The organism is Povalibacter sp. (genome assembly GCF_036520495.1).
GTDB lineage: Bacteria > Pseudomonadota > Gammaproteobacteria > Steroidobacterales > Steroidobacteraceae > Steroidobacter.
The window spans coordinates 224958-245218 of sequence record NZ_DATDJO010000004.1; the positions used below are offsets into that span (position 1 = coordinate 224958).

The following is a 20261-nucleotide window of genomic DNA, read 5'->3' on the forward strand; positions in this document are numbered from 1 at the left end:
GCGTTGGCGCAGAGGATGCGTGCGTCGATCCCATGGGTCTGTGGCGCTTCGGCCGGCTCCTGCACATCGAAATCAGAATTCGCCGGCGACGGTCTGTTCCGCTGCTTCGGTCCACAGTCCGTCCCAGTCTTCGGCCGCGAAGCGGTTGGTGGACGGGAAACCCGGCGGGCGTTGCTGCTCGAAGCGGCTGTCGTATTCGATCCGGGTGGCGTAGCGCGGCTCGGACGCCGACACGCTGCCGGCCGCCAGACTGCCGTAGATCCGTAACGTCGCCGGGCGCGGATGATCGATATCGCGCACCAGGAAGCGACGGCGGGCAAACAAAGCGGCCTGAATGTCGATGTCGCCCGGCCCGGTCACGTGCGCGCCGGCGACTTCGATGGTCCGGTCGCTGACGAGGCCCAGGTAGTCGTCCGAGTCCGCAGAGTCGCGTGGGTCGTGCGCGTACTTGAGGCTGCCCTCCACGACGATTCGTTGCGGCGAGTACACGAGAACCTTGCCGGACACGATTCCCTGTACGTACAGCGTCGCGGTCCGGGAGGCAATGAAGTACACCGGCTGTGCGGAAGGCTCGTTGCGATAGCCGCTGTCGTTCGCATTGCGGCCCTGCCAGGCATAACTGCCGTCGGCAAAGAAGCGGATGCGGGTGTCGCTCCCGAATTCGTGTATCCGCACGTCGGCCTCGCGCGGTGCCCATTCAAAGGGCTGCAGCTGTTCCGGCAGCGCGATGCGCCCGACCTTGGTTTCGATGCCGCCGCGAAAGATATCCGCTTCGCGCCGCTTGGCGCCCGCCTGCGTGGTGAAGCCGCTCGCTGCCGTGGTGACCTTGCCGAGAAACACGGGCGTCGCGCTACGGTCGTAGAGCAGGTTGAACTGCGAGTTGACATGGAAACGTCCGACGATTTCATCGTCGTGCAGATGCACCATCGGGTCCCAGCGGTCGATCATCTGCGTGTAGTGAGAGAAGGCCAGGCGCTTGAGTCGTATGTGTGTCCTGAACTGCCTGCCATGATCTTCGGCGCTCACTTCGGCGACCACGCGATCGAACTCGAGGCCGGTGCTGGCCGGTTGTCGCACCAGTGCGGCGCGATACTGCTTGCCGGCCTCCTGCCACGTCACCTGCGCCGTAGGCGCCTGCGCGAGCTCTTCGGCAAGGCGGGCGAGATTCGCAAGCAGCGCTGCTTGCTCGGGGGACGGTGAAACGAATGTGGCCAGCGACTCGGTGATCGCCGTGTCACTCGCCGTGGTCGACGCAGGAATCTCCGGTGCGCTGATTGCAGCCGCAGCGGCGAGTTCGGTCGACTCGATCGACTCCGTCGGCTCGCGGATCGGCAGGGACTGCTCGACGTCATCCTCACGCGAGGGTTCGGGGTCGGGGGCGGGAGCAGGGGGAAGGGCCTGGGGCGGAGTGTGAACGCCATCCCTGCGATCGGCGCGCGGGGTGTCGAGCATCACCAGCGAGGTGAGCGAGGTCTCTGCCTCGTGAAAGCCGTCGAACCGGCCGCTGGAAAACGCAAGGAGCAGCAACAGGCCAAGGTGCAGCAGGGCGGAAACGATACCCGCCGCCACACGGGGAGAGACTCGCAACTCGAAGCGCATCAGGTGCGTCATCGGGGATCCCCAGCAGTCCGGCAAGCGTAGTCCCGTCGCGAAGGAAAAGGTACTCGTTTCCCTCCGGTTCTTCTGTGGGTCCTTCGGTCGTAGCCGGGCATCCGGAGAATGCAGATGTTCGACTGTGTCCGGGAGGGAATCCAACGGGACGCCGGGCCCGCAGAGTGGCGAGGATTGCGGAATCCGCCGACGGTCCCGCAACAGGCGCCCCGACGGCAATAGCCGGCTTGTGTTCGGCTTGCGGCCGCGGACAATGGCAACCGGCGATTCCTTTGCGGCGGTGGGGGAACGGACATGGCGATTCATTCATGGCTCGTTGCTGGTGCAACGATCGCGCTTTCGGTCACTGTTCAGGCGCTGGCCGAAGAGCAGGCCACCTCCGGGAATCAGCCTGCAGCGGCGGCACAGGCGGCCCCGCAGGGACCGACAGTGCCGACTGTCTGGAAGGCGCAGGAGGTCGATTTTCTCTATCGCAGTTCCGTCGCTGTGTTTTCCTGCGATGCCCTGCGCCGGCGTGTCGCCATCATCCTGCAGGCGATCGGCGCCCGGGATGACATCCAGGTGCGAGCCGACGATTGCAACAACGGGTTGATGCCTGCGGATATGTCCCCGAACATGGGGACACGGGCCGATCCGACGAAGACCATGACCGATCCCATGGATCCCTGGCGGTCGACCCCCTCCGTTCGTTTGGGGAATCGACCCGCCAACCTGGAACAACTGACGCGCGTTCGCATCCGCCTGATGTGGCCAACGCAGGTGACGCCGAAAATCATCGAGGAGTTGCAGCGCGACCAGTCGCGCCGTGAGCTGATTTCACGGGTGACCCGCAATCCGGCGGCGAAGAACGATCATCCGGTGTTGTTTCAGGCGCAGCGGCAGACGGTGACGCTGTCACATCGGTCCATCGGCCTGGATCCCGTCGAGTGCGAGTTGCTCGATCAACTGTCGACCGGCGTTTTCAGGGAGCTTGGCGTGAAGGTGGTGAGTCGCAATATGTCCTGCGATCGAGGCAGCATCTCACGGATTCCGCCGCAGATGACCGTGGAGTCCCTGATGCCAGTGCTGGTCGGCGCCACGGAACTGCCGCACATTGCCGAGGAAGATGAAGCAAAGCCCGGCGAAACAGCAGCAGCTGAAGTTCCACCGGCCGGCGACGCACCACCGCCGCAGTGAAACGGGCGAAGGGACTTACTCAGGCAGATCAACGCCTGGGACAAGGGCCGCAGAACACATTTACACGGAGAGCACGCAGTACACGGAGTAAGGGGCGAGACAGATCGTTTTCTTTCCTCCGTGCTCCCCATGCTCTTCGTGTGAAGTCTCGGCTAATGTGTCCCGCCATTGGCTGAGCCAAAGCCGCTTCAGGTCACCGACTCGACGCCCGCGACGGACGTGCGATGAATCCTGCGCCCCGACTCGACGTCGTGCGGGATGAGCCCAAGTCGAGCGCTCCACTCTCGTGCGTGCGTCCGTTGAATGTCAGCACGAAAGGAATCCATCAGATCTTTCCTTGGGTCGGCGACTGACATCTCACGTCGCGCGCCGGCCGGCGCACGTGTCGCAGGGCAGCAGCTGAGGGGAAATATCCGCTGAGTGGGTGCGGCCACCTGGGAACTTTGGCGGTCGATCGCGCTTTGCATGACGACTGCTGGCTACATTTCGACTGTCGATCACCATGCACTCTGAGGCAACGGATCACGAGACGGCGCGGGACCTGACCGGCTCGTTCATCGACGCCAGTGGCGTCGCGCACTTCAGAGCCTGGTCGCCCGACGCCGGGAAGATCGACGTGGTGGGTGCGGATGGTCTGCAGCTTCTCCTGTCGTTGCGCCGTGGCAGCGACGGCTATTTCGTCGGTAGTACCGACCAGCTGGCCGCCGGGACCTTATATATGTATCGCGTGGACGAGCAGGGTCCCTGGCCCGATCCCTGGTCGCGATTCCAGCCGCAGGGGCCGCATGGTCCCTCGCAGTTGGTGACGCAGGAGGGTTTTCGATGGACGGACGATGACTGGCCGGGCATCTCGCTCGCCAGACAGGTGTTGTACGAACTGCATGTAGGCACCTTCACTTCGCAGGGAACCTTCGATGCAGCAAGGGAACGGCTGCGCTGGCTCAAGGACATCGGAATCACGCTGATCGAGTTGATGCCGGTCGCGGAGTTTGCGGGCCGCTGGAACTGGGGCTATGACGGTGTGCAGCTCTATGCTCCGTTCCATGGCTACGGCGATCGCGACGCCCTGAAACGATTCGTCGATGCAGCGCACGCTTGCGGACTCGGCGTGATTCTCGATGTGGTCTACAACCATCTCGGGCCGGACGGCAATTATCTGCGCTGCTTCAGTCAGCACTTCTTCAGCACGAAACACGGGACGGAGTGGGGCGAGGCGTTCAACTTCGATGGACCGCATGCAGCAGGCGCGAGGCAGCTGGTCAGTGCCAATCCGGCGTACTGGGTGCGGGAGTTTCATCTGGACGGCTTCCGGCTCGACGCCACTCACTCCATCCTCGACGACAGCGACGAGCACGTCGTCACCGCGCTGACCCGTTTTGCGCGCGAGGCCGCCATGCCCAGGCGCATCGTCGTGATCGCAGAGAACGAACCCCAGCAGGCCGAGCACCTGAAGAGTGCCGCCGACGGTGGCCAGGGCCTGGACGCCCTGTGGAACGATGATTTTCATCACGTCGCACGCGTCGCGCTGACCGGTAGCCGGGATGGCTACTTCCATGACTACACCGGGCGTGCGCAGGAATTCGTGTCCGCGGTTCGTCACGGCTTCCTGTATCAAGGACAGTACTTCCACTGGCAGAAGCAACGGCGCGGGTCGCCGCTGCGACGCATGCCCGCGGCTGCGTGCGTGCATTTCCTGCAGAACCACGACCAGGTCGGCAACACGTATCGTGGCGCGCGTCTGCATTCGAGGGTGCATGCCGGCCGCTATCGCGCCTTGACAGGTGTGCTGCTGCTCGGCCCGCAGACGCCCCTGCTGTTCATGGGCCAGGAATTCTCATCGTCGCGACCATTCGATTTCTTCGTGGATCATTCCGGAGCGTTGGCGCAGGCGATCAGCGACGGGCGGCGTCAGTTCATGAAGCAGTTCCGGGCGTACGACACCGCGGCTGTGCAGGACGGCATGAACGATCCCGTTGCGGAGACGACTTTCATGAATGCCAGGCTGGACTGGCGCGAAGCCGACATGCACGTCGAAGCCGTGGCACTGCACAGGGACCTGCTGCGGATTCGTCGCGATGATCCGGTGATCGCGGCGCAGGACTCACACAGCATCGATGGTGCGGTGCTGTCGGAGCATGCATTCGTCCTGCGCTGGTTCGACGATGTCCATGGCGACCGGCTCCTGGTCGTCAATCTCGATCTGGATCTGCTGCTGGATCCGAATCCCGAACCGCTGCTGGCGCCGCAGCGCGACAGCGGATGGCAGGTCGTGTGGGCCAGTGAATCGCCCCGTTACGGAGGCGCCGGTGCGATCGACCCAGTGAACGCCGTGCAGCAGTGGCGTATCCAGGCAAACTCGGCCACGTTGCTGCGTCATGCCGGCTGATCCCGATCAGGACTTCGTCGTTCGCTGGGACGGACCGGCCGATCCCGTCGAACTCCTGCAGCGCGAATGGCTGGTCACCAATGGCCTGGGCGGCTATGCCTCGGCTTCGCTGAGCGGCGCGGCCACCCGCAAGTACCACGGTTTGTTCGTGCCGAATCTCAGCTCGCCGAAAGGACGCCACGTGCTGATCTCGCGATGCGATGAATTACTGGTCGTGGGCGATCAGCAGTTTCTGCTCGGCGGCGTGGAGTTCGCCAATGGCGAACTGGTTGGCGATGCCCATCGCTGGCTGCGCGAATTCCGCTTCGATCGCGGCATCGCCTGCTGGGTCTACGCGCTGGGCGGCGTGGTACTGCAGAAATCCATCGTGATGCCGCATCTTCAGAACACGGTGTGCGTCCGGTACGAGTTGCTGCAGGGAAAAGCAGCGATGCTGCGGATCCGGCCGTTCGTGTCGTTCCGACGGCATGACGAGGTGCCATCGCATGAACCTCAAGGGCTGTTCACGTTGTCCGTGCAACAGGGGCGGCACGAGGTGCGCGTAGCGGACAATCCCATGACATTGCGAATGGCAATCCAGCCGGGACCGACGGTATTCACCACGCAGGAGCAGCACGACGTCGAGTTCATCTACCGCATCGATCGCGATCGGGGTGATGTGGCACTGGACAGCGCGTACAGCCCGGGCTGGTTCTCCGCGCCGCTCGAAGCGCAGCAGTCCGCCTGCTTCATCGCGTCGTCCCACCCCTGGGAGCAACTCGACTTCGATGCCTCGGCCGTCTTCGAGGCCGAGCGTAGAAGGCTCGACGATCTGCTGCGGCTCTCGAAGGTGCCGGAGAGCGACAGGTTCGCACAACGCCTGGTGATGGCATCCGATCAGTTCGTCGTCCTTCCTGGAAGCCGCCTGGAGGAAACCGTCATGGCGCAGGCCAAGGGCGGCGAGTTGCGCAGCATCTACGCGGGCTATCACTGGTTCGGCGACTGGGGACGCGACACGATGATCAGTCTCGAAGGGCTGACCCTGTGCACCGGCCGTTACCGGGAAGCCGGCGCCATCCTGCGCACCTTCGCGAACTACGTGAAGGACGGACTGCTTCCCAACCTGTTTCCGGAGGGAGAACGCGTCGCGCTGTATCACACGGTCGATGCGACCCTGTGGTTTTTCCACGCCATCGCCCGTTACGTCGCCGTCACCGGCGATCAGAGCATCGTGAGACAGTTGTTCCCGGTGCTGGCGTCGATCGTCGAGCATCACGTTCGCGGCACGCACTTCGGCATTCACATGGATCCGGATGACGGCCTCATCAGTGCGGCCGCGGAGGGGTACCAGCTCACCTGGATGGACGCGAAAGTGAATGGCTGGGTGGTGACGCCGCGCCGCGGCAAACCGGTGGAGATTCAGGCGCTCTGGTACAACGCGCTGCGGCTCATGGAAAAGTGGGCGTCGGATCTCGGTCACGATGGCAGCAGCTACGCGGCAGTGGCGACGCAGGCGCATCAGGCTTTCAACCGAAAGTTCTGGAATGACGGGTCATTGCTGGATGTGATCGAGGGGCCCGAGGGCGACGATCCTGCACTGCGACCCAATCAGATCTTCGCCGTCTCGCTTCAGCACCCCGTTCTTGTCGCCCATCGTTGGGCGGCCGTCGTTGATTCGGTGCAGCAACACCTGCTGACCCCATTCGGTCTGCGTACGCTCAATCGTGAGCATTCGGATTACAAGTCGCGCTACTTCGGCGATCTGCTGGCGCGCGATGCTGCGTACCACCAGGGAACCGTGTGGCCGTGGCTGATAGGTCATTTCATCGATGCGCATCTGCGCGTTCACGTGGATCATGTCGCTGCACGCACCTTTCTGCAGAAATTTCCTGCGCACCTGACCGAGGCCGGAATCGGCAGTATCAGTGAAATTTTCGACGCGGAGCCGCCTCATCTTCCCGGCGGCTGCATTGCGCAGGCCTGGAGCGTGGGGGAGGTGCTGCGTGCGTGGTTACGAACTCGTCACGAAGCGTCGCCTTCTTACATGGTTGATCGATAAATGATGTCGCCAGTCGGGAACTGCAGCGGGTTGCAACGGATTTGATTTGCCGTTGGCCTCCGCGAGGCGGCGGCAAATAGTTGCATCGTTGACAATATCTCGAGGCGGGACATGACAATCGAGCTCGGCTATCCCTCTGTAAGAGTGCGACGCAGGCTTGCCTCTCGGAGCGCACGCAAGACCTGGGCGTTGGTACTGGCCGGGGGTGAAGGAACCCGGCTGCGTCAACTGACTATCGACGCGAAGGGAATTTCCGTGCCGAAGCAGTTCTGCTCGCTCAGCGGTGGTCAGACGTTGCTCAGTGCAGCCATTGCGCGCGCGAAACACGTCGCTGCACCCGAGCGTACCTGCAGCATCGTTTCCGAGACGCACCGGCAATGGTGGGCTTCCGTGTTGGCGGATGAGCCGCCGGAAAACGTGATCGTGCAACCGCGCGGTCGTGGCACCGGCATCGGCATCCTGTACGCGGCATTGCACATCGCCGCGCGTGATCCCGATGCCCGCATCGTCGTTCTTCCCGCCGATCACTACGTGCAATCGGAGCCTGTGTTGCAACGGGCGCTGCGATCCGCGGTCCGGCAACTGCGTAGGCGCAGCGCACCCGTATTGATGGGCATCGAGCCGACTGCTGCGGATTCGGAACTCGGCTACATCGTGCCAGGCCCCCCGGATGATCGCGGGATGCTCACGGTAAGTCGTTTCGTGGAGAAGCCGGATCCGCTGACTGCGCAGCACATCATCGGGCAGGGCGCGTTGTGGAACATGCTCATCATCGCAGCGTCAGTGCGTTCGCTGGTGAAATTGTTTGCAGAACGTTTCTCCGTCGTTTCGCTCGAGATGCAGGCCATCGTCAACGCCGCGCTGCACGCCGAGCCCCCGCACTCCGGCTGGCCGGCGATCGTGGAAATGTATGACCGATTGCCACAGATCGATTTTTCAAGGGACATCCTGCAGCAGCAGCCCCAGGATCTGCGCGTCCTGCAGATTGCCGACTGCGGCTGGAGCGATCTGGGTACACCGTCGCACGTCGCAGCCACGCTGCAATGCCTGCCTGCGCACGTTCATCGATCCGATCACGTCACACCCTTCGTCAACCTGGCCCAGCAGCATGCGCAGTACGAGCATCGTGACGGCCCGGTTGCCAAAGTGCACTAGCGCCAACGGTACCTGGCTGAGCGTCGCAGTAAGTGCCAGTGAAGAAGAATGCAGATTTCCACGGGGAACACGGGGAAACACTGGGTCGAAGGAGCGCATTCTTCGAGTGTCTCTCGCCCCGTGTCACCCCGTGTTCCCCGTGGAGATCCCAATCTTGTGATCTGGAGTGCGTGCGCAGGCTCAAGTAGGTGTCATTGGTACCAGATCGCATCCACGCCGCAGTGTCAGCAGGCTCGCCTGAAGCCGCATCTATTCCCCAGAGAGCAGACGCAGGCATTCCGCGCGCCACGTATCGGGTGCAGCTGAGCAGCGCCTTCACGTTCGCGGACGCTGCCCGCATCGTTCCCTATCTCGACCGGCTTGGCATCAGCCATCTGTATGTGTCGCCAATCCTCAAGGCGCGGCCGGGCAGCACGCACGGATACGACGTCACCGATCACACGCGGCTGAATCCGGAGCTGGGCGGTGCCGAGGGATTCGAGCACCTGACGGATCAGCTGCGCCGCCACGACATGGGATTGATCGTCGACATCGTGCCCAATCATCTGGGCGTGATGGGCAATGACAATCAGTGGTGGCTCGATGTGCTGGAGAACGGACCGGCGGCCGAAGCCGCCGCTGCCTTCGATATCGACTGGCGCCCGCAGCGCGCCTCCATGCGTGATCGCCTCCTGGTGCCTGTGCTCGGCGATCCTTACGGCACGGCGCTGGAGCGCGGTGACATCCGTCTCGCCTTCGATGCCGCGCGCGGCGAGTTCTGCCTTCACTATCACGAGCATCGCTTCCCGATCGACCCGCGCGACTATCCGCAGATCTTCGAGGGCATGCCGTTGCCGACGCTGAATGAACTGGCAGCGGCTGACTTTTCGAGTCTGATGAGCGCCTTCGGTCGCTTGCCGCCGCGCAACGATGTCCGTGAGGAAGTGCGGGCGGAGCGCTATCGCGACAAGGAGGCTCACAAGCGTCGACTGGTGCGGCTGATCGAACGCGAGCCGCCATTGTTGTCGTACATCGAACGCGCCGTCGCGGCGCTGAATGGTGTGCCAGGCGATTCCGCGTCCTTCGATCGGCTCGACGCACTGCATGAGTCGCAGGCCTACCGGCTCGCGTTCTGGCGCGTCGCGCAGGATGAGATCAACTACCGCCGATTCTTCGACGTGAACTCGCTGGCCGCGTTGCGCATGAATGACGAACGGGTCTTTACGCAGACGCATCGGTTGATTCTGGAGTTGATCGGACAGGGCCGGATCCAGGGGCTGCGCATCGATCATTCCGACGGGTTGTACGATCCGGAGGCCTACTTCCACCGCTTGCGTTCCGCAGTGGCGGCGGTGCGTCGGGACACCGACACGTTCTTCATCGTCACCGAAAAGATCCTCGCCCCGCACGAGCGTCTGCCCGAGTCGTGGCCGCTGCAGGGCACGACCGGCTATGACTTCAGCCCCCAGATCGCGAGCTGGCTGGTGACGGGCGCCAGCGAAGCCGCCATGACGCGCATCTATGAGGACTTCATCGACGAACGCCATTCGTTCGAAGACATCGCGTACTACAGCCGCAAGCTGATCATGCGTGTTGCGCTCGCGCCCGAAGTCGAAGGTCTGGCGACGCAGCTCGATCGTATTGCCCGGCTCGATCGCCACACGGCCGATTTCACCCGTTCGTCATTGCGTGACGCGATCATCGACGTGATCGCCTGTTTCCCCGTGTACCGCACCTACGTCAGCGCGCGCGGTTCGACCGACGAAGACCGCAGAACCATCGATTGGGCCCTATCGGTCGCACGTCGGCGCAGCGGGCTCGCCACCGAAACGAGCGTGTTCGAGTTCCTGCGTCAGTCGTTGCTCATGGCGCCGGAACGCGCGACGCCACCGGTGCAGCGTGCGGCGATGCTGGAGTTCGCCATGAAGTTCCAGCAGGTGACGGCGCCGGTCATGGCCAAGGGCGTGGAGGATACGGCGCTCTATCGTTTCAACCGGCTCGTGTGTCTGAACGACGTTGGTGCGGATCCCCGGCGCTACAGTCTCTCGACCCAGGCGTTGCATCACGAGAACGGCGAACGCGCACGCTGCTGGCCGCATGCGCTGCTCGCGTCATCGACGCACGACTCCAAACGCAGCGAGGACGTGCGTGCCCGGATTGCGGTACTGAGCGAGATGCCGCAGCGATGGCGACGACAGGTGTCGCGGTGGGCACGGCTGAATCGCAGCAAGCGTGTGGCATTTCTCGATGCGTACGCACCTGACCCGAATGACGAGTACTTGCTGTACCAGACATTACTCGGCATCTGGGATTCCAGCAGCGACCCGGCGTCGCTGCTGCAGCGTGCACAAGCGTACGCAGTCAAGGCGGCGCGGGAAGCCAAGCGCATTACTTCGTGGCTGATCCCTGATACGGACTACGAGCAGGCCCTGCAGACCTTCCTGCAACGGCTGCTGCAGCCGCGGTCGCGCAGTGCGTTCCTGCAGGAGTTGCAGGAGCTGGCCAGCACCCTCGGCTTCTTCGGCCGGCTCAATTCGCTGGCGCAGCTCGTGATCAAGCTGACGGCGCCCGGAATACCGGATTTCTATCAGGGATGTGAAGCACTGTCGCTGACCCTGGTGGATCCGGACAATCGTCAGCCAGTGGATTTCATGTCGTTGGAACGCCAGCTTGCCGACATCGAGGCCAGTGAGCCGGCAACAGTCGAGACCTCCAAGCTGCAGGTCACGCATCGGTTGCTCCGATTGCGGCGCGACCTGCCAGCGCTGTTCGCGCAGGGGAGCTACGTCCCGCTGACGGTCGAGGGAGAGCAGGCGCCGCACCTGCTGGCGTTCATGCGGGTCCATGCAACGCAGCGCGTCATCGTGGTGGTGTCACAAGCCCATTACACATTGAACGGCGGAGCGATGACGCCGCCCGTCGGGCCCGTGTGGGGATCGACGGTCATCCGTATCGACGATCAGTCACGCGGGGCGATGCATGACATTCTGACGGGCAGGCAGGTCGAGTCGTCCGGGGACGCCATTCGCGTGGCGGACGCGCTGGCGCAGCTTCCGTTTGCGGTTCTCCTGCAGGCGGACCACGCGGTCACACCGGAACGTTCTGCGGCGACAGCCGTTGCGCTGCCGGATGCCTCGGAGAATTCCGCGTGACCTTCGACACCAGCCGCATGATCCGTGAAGGTTCGCCTCATCCCCGCGGTGCGTACTGGGATGGCAAGGGCACGAACTTCTCGTTGTTCTCGGCTCATGCAACCAGGGTCGAACTCTGCCTGTTCGATGCGCGGGGCGAGAAGGAGCAGGTACGCATCGAATTGCCGGAGTACACCGACGAGATCTGGCACGGCTACCTGGCCGGTTGCCAACCTGGCACCGTGTATGGCTATCGCGTGTACGGACCCTATGCGCCGCAGGAAGGACACCGCTTCAATCCCAACAAGCTGTTGATGGATCCCTATGCGCGCGAATCCATCGGGCAGTTGAGCTGGGATCACGCCTGCTTCGGTTACACCATCGGTCATCCGGATGAGGATCTCAGCTTCGATGAACGCGACAGTGCGCCGTTCGTGCCCAAGAGCGTCGTCGTCGATCCGACCTTCGATTGGCATCGAATTCAGAAGCCGTCGGTGCCCTGGGATCGGACCATCCTCTATGAAGCGCATGTGCGCGGCTACACGAAGCTCCATCCGCGCGTGCCCGCACCATTCCGCGGTACGTTCGCTGGCCTCGCGACACCGGAAGTCATCGAGTACATCCGCAGCCTCGGTGTCACGTCGGTCGAATTGCTGCCGGTGCACGCATTCGTGAACGACAGTCAGTTGCTGGAGCGCGGACTGACGAACTACTGGGGCTACAACAGCATCGCGTTCTTCTCCGTCGATCCGCGCTACTTCGCTGATCCCATGCTCGGCGTGCAGGAGTTCAAGGAGATGGTGGCGCGGTTTCATGACGCCGGCCTCGAGGTGATCCTGGACGTCGTCTACAACCACACGGCGGAAGGCAATGAGCGCGGGCCGACGCTGTGCTTCAAGGGAATCGACAACTTCTCCTATTACAAGCTGATGCCGGAAGAGCGTCGCTACTACATCAACGACACGGGCACGGGCAACACGCTCGATCTCAGCCATCCGCGTGTCATCCAGATGGTGACCGACAGCCTGCGTTACTGGGCGCAGGACATGCTGGTCGATGGCTTCCGGTTCGACCTCGGGACCATCCTGGCCCGTTCACCGGATGGCTTCGACAACCGCAGCGCCTTTCTGAAAGTCTGTTCGCAGGATCCGGTGCTGTCGCGCGTGAAGCTGATCGCCGAACCCTGGGACTGCGGACCCGGCGGTTACCAGGTCGGGCGCTTTCCTCCGGGCTGGGCGGAATGGAATGACACGTACCGGGACACCGTGCGCGACTACTGGCGCGGCGAAGCGTCAGCCGCGGCGTTGGCGCCAAGGTTGTGCGGTTCTGCGGATATTTTCGACCGGCACGGTCGCAAACCCTATGCCAGCGTGAACTTCATTACGGCGCACGATGGCTTCACGCTGCACGACCTCGTGACCTACAACGAGCGTCACAACGAAGCGAACGGTGAAGGCAATCGGGACGGCAGTTCCGACAATCGCTCCTGGAATTGCGGCGCCGAAGGTCCCACGGACGATGCCGGCATCAATGCACTGCGCGAGCGCCAGATGCGCAATCTGCTGGCGACGCTGCTGCTCTCCCAGGGAACGCCAATGCTGCTCGCGGGCGACGAGTTCGGGCGGACCCAGCAGGGCAACAACAATGCCTACTGCCAGGACAACGAGATCAGCTGGCTCGACTGGAACTTCTCACCACTGGGTGAGCGGCTGCACGAGTTCGTGCAGCAGTTGATCGCATTGCGCACCCGCTATCCGATTCTGCGCCGCAGCCGGTTCCTGTCCGGCGAAATGAACGAACGCATCGGTGTGCGCGAACTCACGTGGATCAACGCCACCGGCGGCGAAATGGAACGCGAGCACTGGGACGACTCGCTCATGCTGTGCTTCGGACTGATCCTCGACGGCCGGGCGCAGGCGACGGGCATCCGCGAACGGGCCAGTGACGTCACGGTGCTGATCATTTTCAACGCCTATCACGACGTCGTGCATTTCACGTTGCCGACGCATGCCGGCGAAACGGCGCACTGGCGTCTGTGGATGGACACGAATCGACACGGCGATCCCGCCGAGAGCGACTCAGCGGCGTTTTCGAGCGGCGACACCTATGACGTGACCGGCCGATCGATGCTGCTCTTCAGCATGGATTCTGCGGCCGCTCGATCCTGACTGCTTCCTGTCCGGGTGCGAAGCCCGGCGTATTTCGATGGTGGGCTGTATACCCCAGCAGGGCGGCAGGTCAGTTCCGGTTCACTTGCATTCATCCGGACGCGGGCATCTACTAGCCACACATCACAACGATGCGAGGTCGGGGGGCCTTATGCAGCGTCGCCGCTTTCTGCAGTTCTCCTTGTGGGCGGCTGCAGCCCTCCCATCACACTACGTCCTCGCCGCCCGCACGGGCCGTGCCCCGGATGTCGATGCGGTGACTGGCAATGGCCAGCAGATCAGTCTGCGAGGCAGCGATCTCGATGAACTGGCCGGGCAACTGCAGGGGCAGCTGCTGCTGGCGGGCGACCAGGGTTACGACAAGGCGCGGCTGCTGCTGAATCCATCGTTCGATAAACATCCTGCGCTCATCGCGATGCCGGTCAATGCCGCGGACGTGCAGAGTGCGGTCACGTTCGCGAAGGCGCATGCGCTGCTGCTGGCCGTGAAATGCGGCGGACACAGCAGCTCAGGACAGTCAAGCTGCGACAAGGGAATGCTGATCGACCTGGCGAATCTTCGCGGCGTTCGCGTGGATGCGGAGCACCGCCGGGCCTGGGTCCAGGGCGGCTCGCTGCTCGGCCAGGTGGATCAGGCCTGTGTGGCGCAAGGACTCGTCACGCCCCTGGGCACCGTTTCGCACACTGGCGTGGGCGGACTCACGCTGGGTGGCGGCTTCGGCCGTCTCGCACGGCGCTACGGACTCGCCATCGACAATCTCGTCTCTGTCGATGTCGTCACGGCCGACGGACGACTGGTTCATGCCAGCGAGCAGGAAAACGCGGATCTGTTCTGGGGCGTGCGCGGCGGCAGCGGGAATTTCGGTGTGGTCACGATGTTCGAGTTTCGCTTGCACCCGCGACCGCCCCAGGTGATTGCTGGAACCATCAGCTTTCCATTCGCCAGAGCCCGTGAGGTGATGGGCGTGTGGGCGGACTATGCCTCCGTGGCATCCGACGACCTTTACGTTGATCCGAGTCTGGTGCTGCCGCCGGCTGGTGCGCCTGGCATGGTTGCGCTGGAAGTCTGTTACTCCGGGCCGGCGGCCGATGCCGAGGCCGCGCTCGCACCGATCCGCAAGCTGGGCAAGTCCGATCGGGACACCCTCAAAACGATGGACTACCTCGCCGTGCAGCGCGCCAACGACGCCGGTGATTCGCGTGCCATTGCCTCGTACATGAAGAGCGGTTTCGTGACGCGACTGTCCGGCGATCTGATGACAGCTATCGTCGACGGCATACGGCCCGATCCGCGCCGCACGACTGTGCTGTTCTTCCAGCACTGCGGTGGCGCGAGTTCGCGCGTTCCCGAAACGGCCACGGCCTTCGCTCATCGTGATGCGATTGCCAACATGATGGCCGTGGTCGCCTATCCCACCGTTGCGGATCCCAAAGACCATATCGCGGCAACGCGCAGCTACTGGAAAGGACTCGAGCCGTTCACGCGCGGCTTCTACGTGAACGATATGGCGCGCGAAGTCACGGCGGCAGAGATCAGCGAGAGTTTCCGCGGCAACTATCAGCGTCTGGCCGCGCTCAAGGCGAAGTACGATCCGACCAACCTGTTCCGGCTGAATGCCAACGTCAAACCGGCGCAGGCGTAGCAGGACCGCTGGAACATTGCGGGGTGGCGAGGAGTACGGATCCTGATACTGACTTCCGCGCGGTCTCGCGATCCCCTGATGCCCATTCAGGCGGTAATATTCGCGATCCCTCGTCGGTCTGGTCATGGTCGACGGCAACAACCGGGTTCGCGCGCATGAACGGAACGATCAAGAGCATTTTTCTATCGATGGTCGTCATGAGCGCCAGCGCGCTTCCTGCGATCACGAGTGCGGCGCCGAGCGTCGTCATCGAGCTGTTCACTTCCCAGGGATGCAGCTCGTGTCCGCCTGCGGATGCGTTGCTGGGCGAACTCGCACGCAGACCGGACATCGTCGCCCTCGCGTATCACGTCGACTATTGGGACGACCTAGGCTGGAAAGATGCCTTCTCCATTCCCGAAGCGGCGCAACGCCAGCGCGGCTACGTCAGTCGTCTGTCCAGAGCCGGAGCCTTCACGCCACAGGCGGTCGTGAGCGGCGATACCAGTCTCATCGGTTCGAATCGCATGCAGATGAACGAGGCGATCGCGATCGATCGCGACACGTTGCCGATCGACCTGTCGAAGGTGGATGCGAATCTGCGGATCCGATTCCCGGAGTCCTGGCAGGAGACGATGGACGTTTACGTGGTGTCGTATCTGGATCACGCCACGACGCAGGTCGGTCGCGGCGAGAACGCGAAGAAGTCACTGCAGGAATTCAACGTCGTTCGCTCCGTCAAGCGGATCGGCCGCTGGAATGGCAAGCCGCAGACGATGACCGTCGCGCTGGCCACATTCCCTCGCGATGCGACTGCGGTCGCTGTCCTGCTGCAGCGATCGGGGCAGGGTGCGATTGCGGGCGCCGCGACGACGACGTTGCGTTGACCGGGTTCGGTCACTGTCGCTTTCCCTGAAATGACGGCCGACGTTGTCAGCAGGGCAGAAAGTATTGTCTTGCCGAGGACGATCAGCGGTCGACTTGTCTGTCGATGAACCGGAACACCGCCTCGTTGAATGCATCATTGGCATCGCCAGCCACCATGTGGTGCGCACCGGCCATGTCGACGAACTCTGCGTGCGGCACCAGTTTCAGGAACTCGCGTGCGCCTGCCTCACTGACAATGCGGCTTTGACTGCCACGGATGAGCAGCGTGGGGACCGTGATCGCGCGCGCGGCGTTTTCCAGGTGGATCAGTCCTTCGAAGTCGATCTGCGACTGTGCCTGGCGGGTCATCTGCATGAAGGCCGGATCCCAGTGCCAGTAGTAGCGGCCGTCGCGTAGCCGGAGATTCTTCTTCAGTCCGCCGGTGTCTTTCGGCCTGGGTCTGTGCGGCAGGTACGCGGCGACGGCCGCTGCGGCCTCGTCGAGGGAGGCGAAACCATTCGGTGCGCTTTCCATGAAAGCCATGACCTCATTCGTTCCCTCCACTTCGATGCGGGGCGTGACGTCGACCAGCACCAGGGCCCGCACGCGAGGCGGCGGTGCGGCCGCAATCGGAATGCTCATCATCCCGCCGAGCGACGCGCCGACGACGACAGGCTCACCGCCGATGTGCCTGATGACTTCGCGTATGTCGGCTTCGAACTGCGCCAGGCTGTACCTGCCATCCGGTGACCAGTCGCTGTCGCCGTGTCCGCGCAGATCCACCGAGATCGCGCGATACCCGCGCTTCGCCGCCTGCTTCAAGGCGCCACCCCAGCTCTGGCGTGTCTGCCCGCCGCCGTGCAGGAACAGAATCCTCGGCGCGTCTGCCGGTCCCGCTACATCGGCGATGAGTCTGAGACCCGAGCCGGGAAGCGAAACGCGTTCAATGGGAATCGGTTTTGTCATCGCAAGTCCGAGGCAGGGAGGGTTGGGATGTCTTATGAAATGGTAGCAATCCCTGGCGCTGCCCACGCCGTGAAATGCGTAGATGCACTATAGGAGCTGGCAGCAGCCGTCATCATTCCATTCGCGGAGGGTGTCGGTCAGCTGTGCGGTTTCAGAGGCTTAGGGGTGCGTTGAGATATCGGTCACCACTCTCGCGGCGCGTTCTTCGACGGATCCGCGCAGCTCGGTATAGCGAACCCCTCTGTGATTCAACTCGTTCACCGTCCACTCCTGCATCTGCTGGCGATGGATGCCGCCAGATCGATCCCACGGAAGGCGGTGGTAGGGAAGGAGTAGGGGATTAATTGTCACTCCTCGCGCAGGCGGGGATCCATGCCTTTGAGTCAGTCTGTGGACGCAGGGCTGAGCCGGAGTGCTTCGACCCGGCTCAGCACGAACGGAGGTAGAGAGTCGAAACTCTTCCTCCGTTCGCCCTGAGCACCGTCGAAGGGCTTTTCGCTCACTGGCGTCTCAACTGCGAACCTTCCGATACCTCGCAACCATTTCCCCCGTTACATCCTCCGCATAGCACAGCGGCGCATCCCCACCCGGCTTGCTGTACGCACTGCGCCTCCCGCACTGACGACCAGCGCGATCGAGGTTGTAAGGGCACGCGCAATTGCCGGCATAAGCCGCGATGCTTTGCCTGATCAGAAGCTGCCGGATCTCGGCATCCGAAGGCTCGGCTCCTGCAATGCCGCAGCAGAGCGTGAACAGAACCGAGAATTGGAGCGCAATTTGGCGCATGCGGGCAGCATGAGGACGAGCAGGCGACCCGATCCTTGACGTGATTCCCATTCCATCGACGAATGCCGTGCTGAACTCCGGCACTACGGGTAATCGGAGACGGAGTTCACATGGCTCGCAGGCGCGAATCCTTCATCGATGTCTTGCTGGTGTTGCCATGGTGGGTGAGCGGGGCGCTGGCGGTCGTCTCGTACCTGGTGCTGACATATGCGGCGCCGGCGTACTTCTCCTTGCATCCACTCTCGGTGGGCATCGGCAAAGGGCTCAGCGAGCTCACGCCGCTGTTTTGTGGGCTGTTCATCGTCCTGGCGCTGGGCAGTTTCATTCGCGCGCGATTCATTGCCCGCAAGTTCGATCAACAGCGCGGCCTGGAAGACATTCGTGCGCTTCCCTGGCGTCGATTCGAATCCATCGTTGGCGAAGCGTTTCGGCGTCGCGGCTATTCCGCCATTGAGAATGCGGTCGACGGTGCCGACGGCGGCGTCGATCTGGTCTTGCGCAAGGATGGGAAAAAGTACTTCGTTCAATGCAAGCAGTGGAGGAAAGCAACCGTCGGAGTGAAGCCGATTCGTGAGCTGTTCGGAGTCGTCAGCGCGCAAGGCGCCGCCGGTGGAATCTTCGTGACGTCGGGAGTCTATACAGCGGACGCCAGTGACTTTGCGGCTACGTCGGGCGTCGAACTGATCGATGGCCCGAGCCTGCAGGAAATGATCGAAGAGTCCAGAAGTGCCGAGCCATATCTCGAGCCGACAATCACCAATGCCCGGGCGACGACGACATGGTCTGCCGGCTCGGCAGGGCCGTCGTGCCCACGCTGCGGCAGTTCCATGGTGGGGAGAACCGCGAAACGCGGAGCAAATGCCGGGTCGCGATTCTGGGGATGCCCGAAGTACCCGGATTGCCGGGGTACGAAAGAGATCGAGTAGCAGTCGCATGTAGTGCGGGCGTCATCGATCGCTGTGCGATCAACCCGCTCGCATACGCAGGATCTGCTGCACGTCGATCGGCTCGTACTGGCGAAAGTCCTTCGTTTTCGTGAGTACGGCGAGCATCGCCATCCGGTCCGCGAGCTCGTTGCCCTCGGTGCCGACGTGTGCGCTGACGTGCGTCAACGTGAGCTGCGGCAGCAGGCTCGTGTACAGCGCGTAGGAGGTCTTGATGATCTCGAGATTCTTGATCTCGCCACCGGCTTTCTTCCAGCCCTTCTTTTCCCATCCTGGCGCCCACACCGAGATGCAGTTGATGGAGTATTTCGAATCGCTGAGAATCTGCGCGCTCGCTCCGCCTGCGATCTCACGCTTGGCATAGAGCAGTGCCTGGTGCAACGCATTGAGTTCCGCGGTGTTGTTCGTGCCGTTCGGGTTGTACAGGCCGTACCAGAGTTCCTGCACGAGTCCGCCGCGATACACGACCATGCCTGAACCCGCATTGCCGGGATTCGGGTCGCACGCGCCGTCGCAGTAGATCTGCACGTCGAACTTCGTTGCATCGCCTGCGGTGGGCGCGTTGATCGTCGACGGTTTGGCTGCCGCACGTGCCTGCGTCGAGGCTCCTGCCCTGAAAGCCTGCTCAGCCTCCGCGCGGGTCGGAAACGCCTTGTAGCGTGCACCCGCGAATGCATGGACCAGGCTGCGAGTCGTCTCCCAATCTGAAAACACGCCGGTCTGTCGGCCGGCCCATACGACATAGAACTTCTGCGCCACTCGATACCCTTCAGATGATGCTTATTGCAGGGCGTGTAGTGTACGCGGTGGCTTGGTGACATGCAGTCGCGTACGTCAGGTCAGGTCTCCGCGGCGGATCACATCAACGCCGCGACCCAAGGCTCACGGCGCAATCCGATAGCGTTGTTCCCGATACAGCCAATCTGCCATGAGTACGTTCGCGAGCGCCTGGCGCGCCGCTTCCAGATCGGAATCCGTGGCGGGTTCGAGCTCACGCGATTGTCTGTCGTACATGAAGTCGCGCGAGTGTCCGTTGGGCAGCAGCACGGTCAGGCGATCCTGCTCGAGCCACGCGAAGTTCTGGTCGAATTGCATCATCGCCCTCGGTCGTACACCCGGTGATGCGTTGCCGAACTCGGTCAATGTGCGTGTGAGGTCGCGGCCGGGGAACGGGTGTTCGCTGTCCACGCCGAGCAGCGACAGCAGTGTCGGAGCCAGATCGATCTGGCTGACGACCGAATCGATCTGCCGGGGAGCGATGTCAGCACCCAGGATGACTCCCGGAATGTGAAACTTGCTGACCGGCACGAGTTCGTCGCCGTAGACGCGAGTGTCGTGATCGGCGACGACCATGAGTACCGTGTCGGCCCAGTAGTCGCTGGTGCGTGCCCGATCGATGAACTTGCCCAGTGCGTAGTCAGCGTACTTGACTG

At 62.9% G+C, this 20261-nt stretch carries 13 protein-coding genes; 9 read left to right on the top strand and 4 right to left on the bottom strand.

Features of this window, described 5'->3' with window-relative positions:
* Positions 1–72: 72 nt before the first annotated feature.
* Entirely contained in the window at positions 73–1611 is a 1539-nt protein-coding gene (locus VIZ63_RS01820) for a hypothetical protein (protein WP_331607770.1), read from the bottom strand.
* 294 nt (positions 1612–1905) lie between these two features.
* Between VIZ63_RS01820 and VIZ63_RS01825 the strand changes: the two genes are divergently transcribed.
* The 8 genes from VIZ63_RS01825 (at position 1906) to VIZ63_RS01860 (ending at position 16152) form a co-directional block, all read left to right on the top strand.
* Entirely contained in the window at positions 1906–2787 is an 882-nt protein-coding gene (locus VIZ63_RS01825) for a hypothetical protein (RefSeq protein ID WP_331607771.1), read from the top strand.
* A 502-nt stretch (positions 2788–3289) separates the two neighbouring features.
* Positions 3290–5173 (top strand): malto-oligosyltrehalose trehalohydrolase, encoded by a 1884-nt coding sequence (gene treZ, locus VIZ63_RS01830; RefSeq protein WP_331607772.1) that lies wholly within the window; start codon positions 3290–3292, stop codon positions 5171–5173.
* Entirely contained in the window at positions 5163–7211 is a 2049-nt protein-coding gene (locus tag VIZ63_RS01835) for an amylo-alpha-1,6-glucosidase (protein ID WP_331607773.1), read from the top strand. The genes treZ and VIZ63_RS01835 overlap by 11 nt, the downstream gene beginning before the upstream one ends.
* Before the next feature lie 111 nt (positions 7212–7322).
* Entirely contained in the window at positions 7323–8366 is a 1044-nt protein-coding gene (locus VIZ63_RS01840; protein WP_331607774.1) for a sugar phosphate nucleotidyltransferase, read from the top strand.
* A 188-nt stretch (positions 8367–8554) separates the two neighbouring features.
* Positions 8555–11497 carry a malto-oligosyltrehalose synthase gene (gene treY, locus VIZ63_RS01845; protein WP_331607775.1) on the top strand — a complete coding sequence of 981 codons (2943 nt, stop codon included), beginning with the start codon at positions 8555–8557 and terminating at the stop codon, positions 11495–11497.
* 17 nt (positions 11498–11514) lie between these two features.
* Positions 11515–13644 carry a glycogen debranching protein GlgX gene (gene glgX / locus VIZ63_RS01850; protein ID WP_349261100.1) on the top strand — a complete coding sequence of 710 codons (2130 nt, stop codon included), beginning with the start codon at positions 11515–11517 and terminating at the stop codon, positions 13642–13644.
* Positions 13645–13795: 151 nt separating this feature from the next.
* Complete coding sequence (locus VIZ63_RS01855) at positions 13796–15286, top strand: FAD-binding oxidoreductase (RefSeq protein WP_331607777.1); 1491 nt, start codon at positions 13796–13798, stop codon at positions 15284–15286.
* A gap of 155 nt (positions 15287–15441) precedes the next feature.
* The gene (locus VIZ63_RS01860) at positions 15442–16152 is read left to right on the top strand and encodes a DUF1223 domain-containing protein (RefSeq protein WP_331607778.1); all 711 of its coding nucleotides are present in this window, start codon (positions 15442–15444) and stop codon (positions 16150–16152) included.
* 82 nt (positions 16153–16234) lie between these two features.
* On the opposite strand, the gene VIZ63_RS01865 is transcribed toward VIZ63_RS01860, so the two are convergent.
* A complete protein-coding gene (locus VIZ63_RS01865; protein WP_331607779.1) occupies positions 16235–17098 on the bottom strand; it encodes an alpha/beta hydrolase in 864 nt (287 codons plus the stop codon).
* A gap of 896 nt (positions 17099–17994) precedes the next feature.
* Between VIZ63_RS01865 and VIZ63_RS01870 the strand changes: the two genes are divergently transcribed.
* Positions 17995–18810 (top strand): restriction endonuclease, encoded by an 816-nt coding sequence (locus tag VIZ63_RS01870; RefSeq protein ID WP_331607780.1) that lies wholly within the window; start codon positions 17995–17997, stop codon positions 18808–18810.
* Between the two features lie 39 nt (positions 18811–18849).
* Here the strand turns inward: VIZ63_RS01870 and VIZ63_RS01875 are convergent, their stop codons facing one another.
* Both VIZ63_RS01875 and VIZ63_RS01880 read right to left on the bottom strand, forming a co-directional pair.
* A complete protein-coding gene (locus VIZ63_RS01875; RefSeq protein ID WP_331607781.1) occupies positions 18850–19587 on the bottom strand; it encodes a ribonuclease H family protein in 738 nt (245 codons plus the stop codon).
* Between the two features lie 123 nt (positions 19588–19710).
* Positions 19711–20261, bottom strand: a 551-nt coding sequence (locus tag VIZ63_RS01880; RefSeq protein ID WP_331607782.1) for an LTA synthase family protein, incomplete at its 5' end; no start/stop codon positions are given.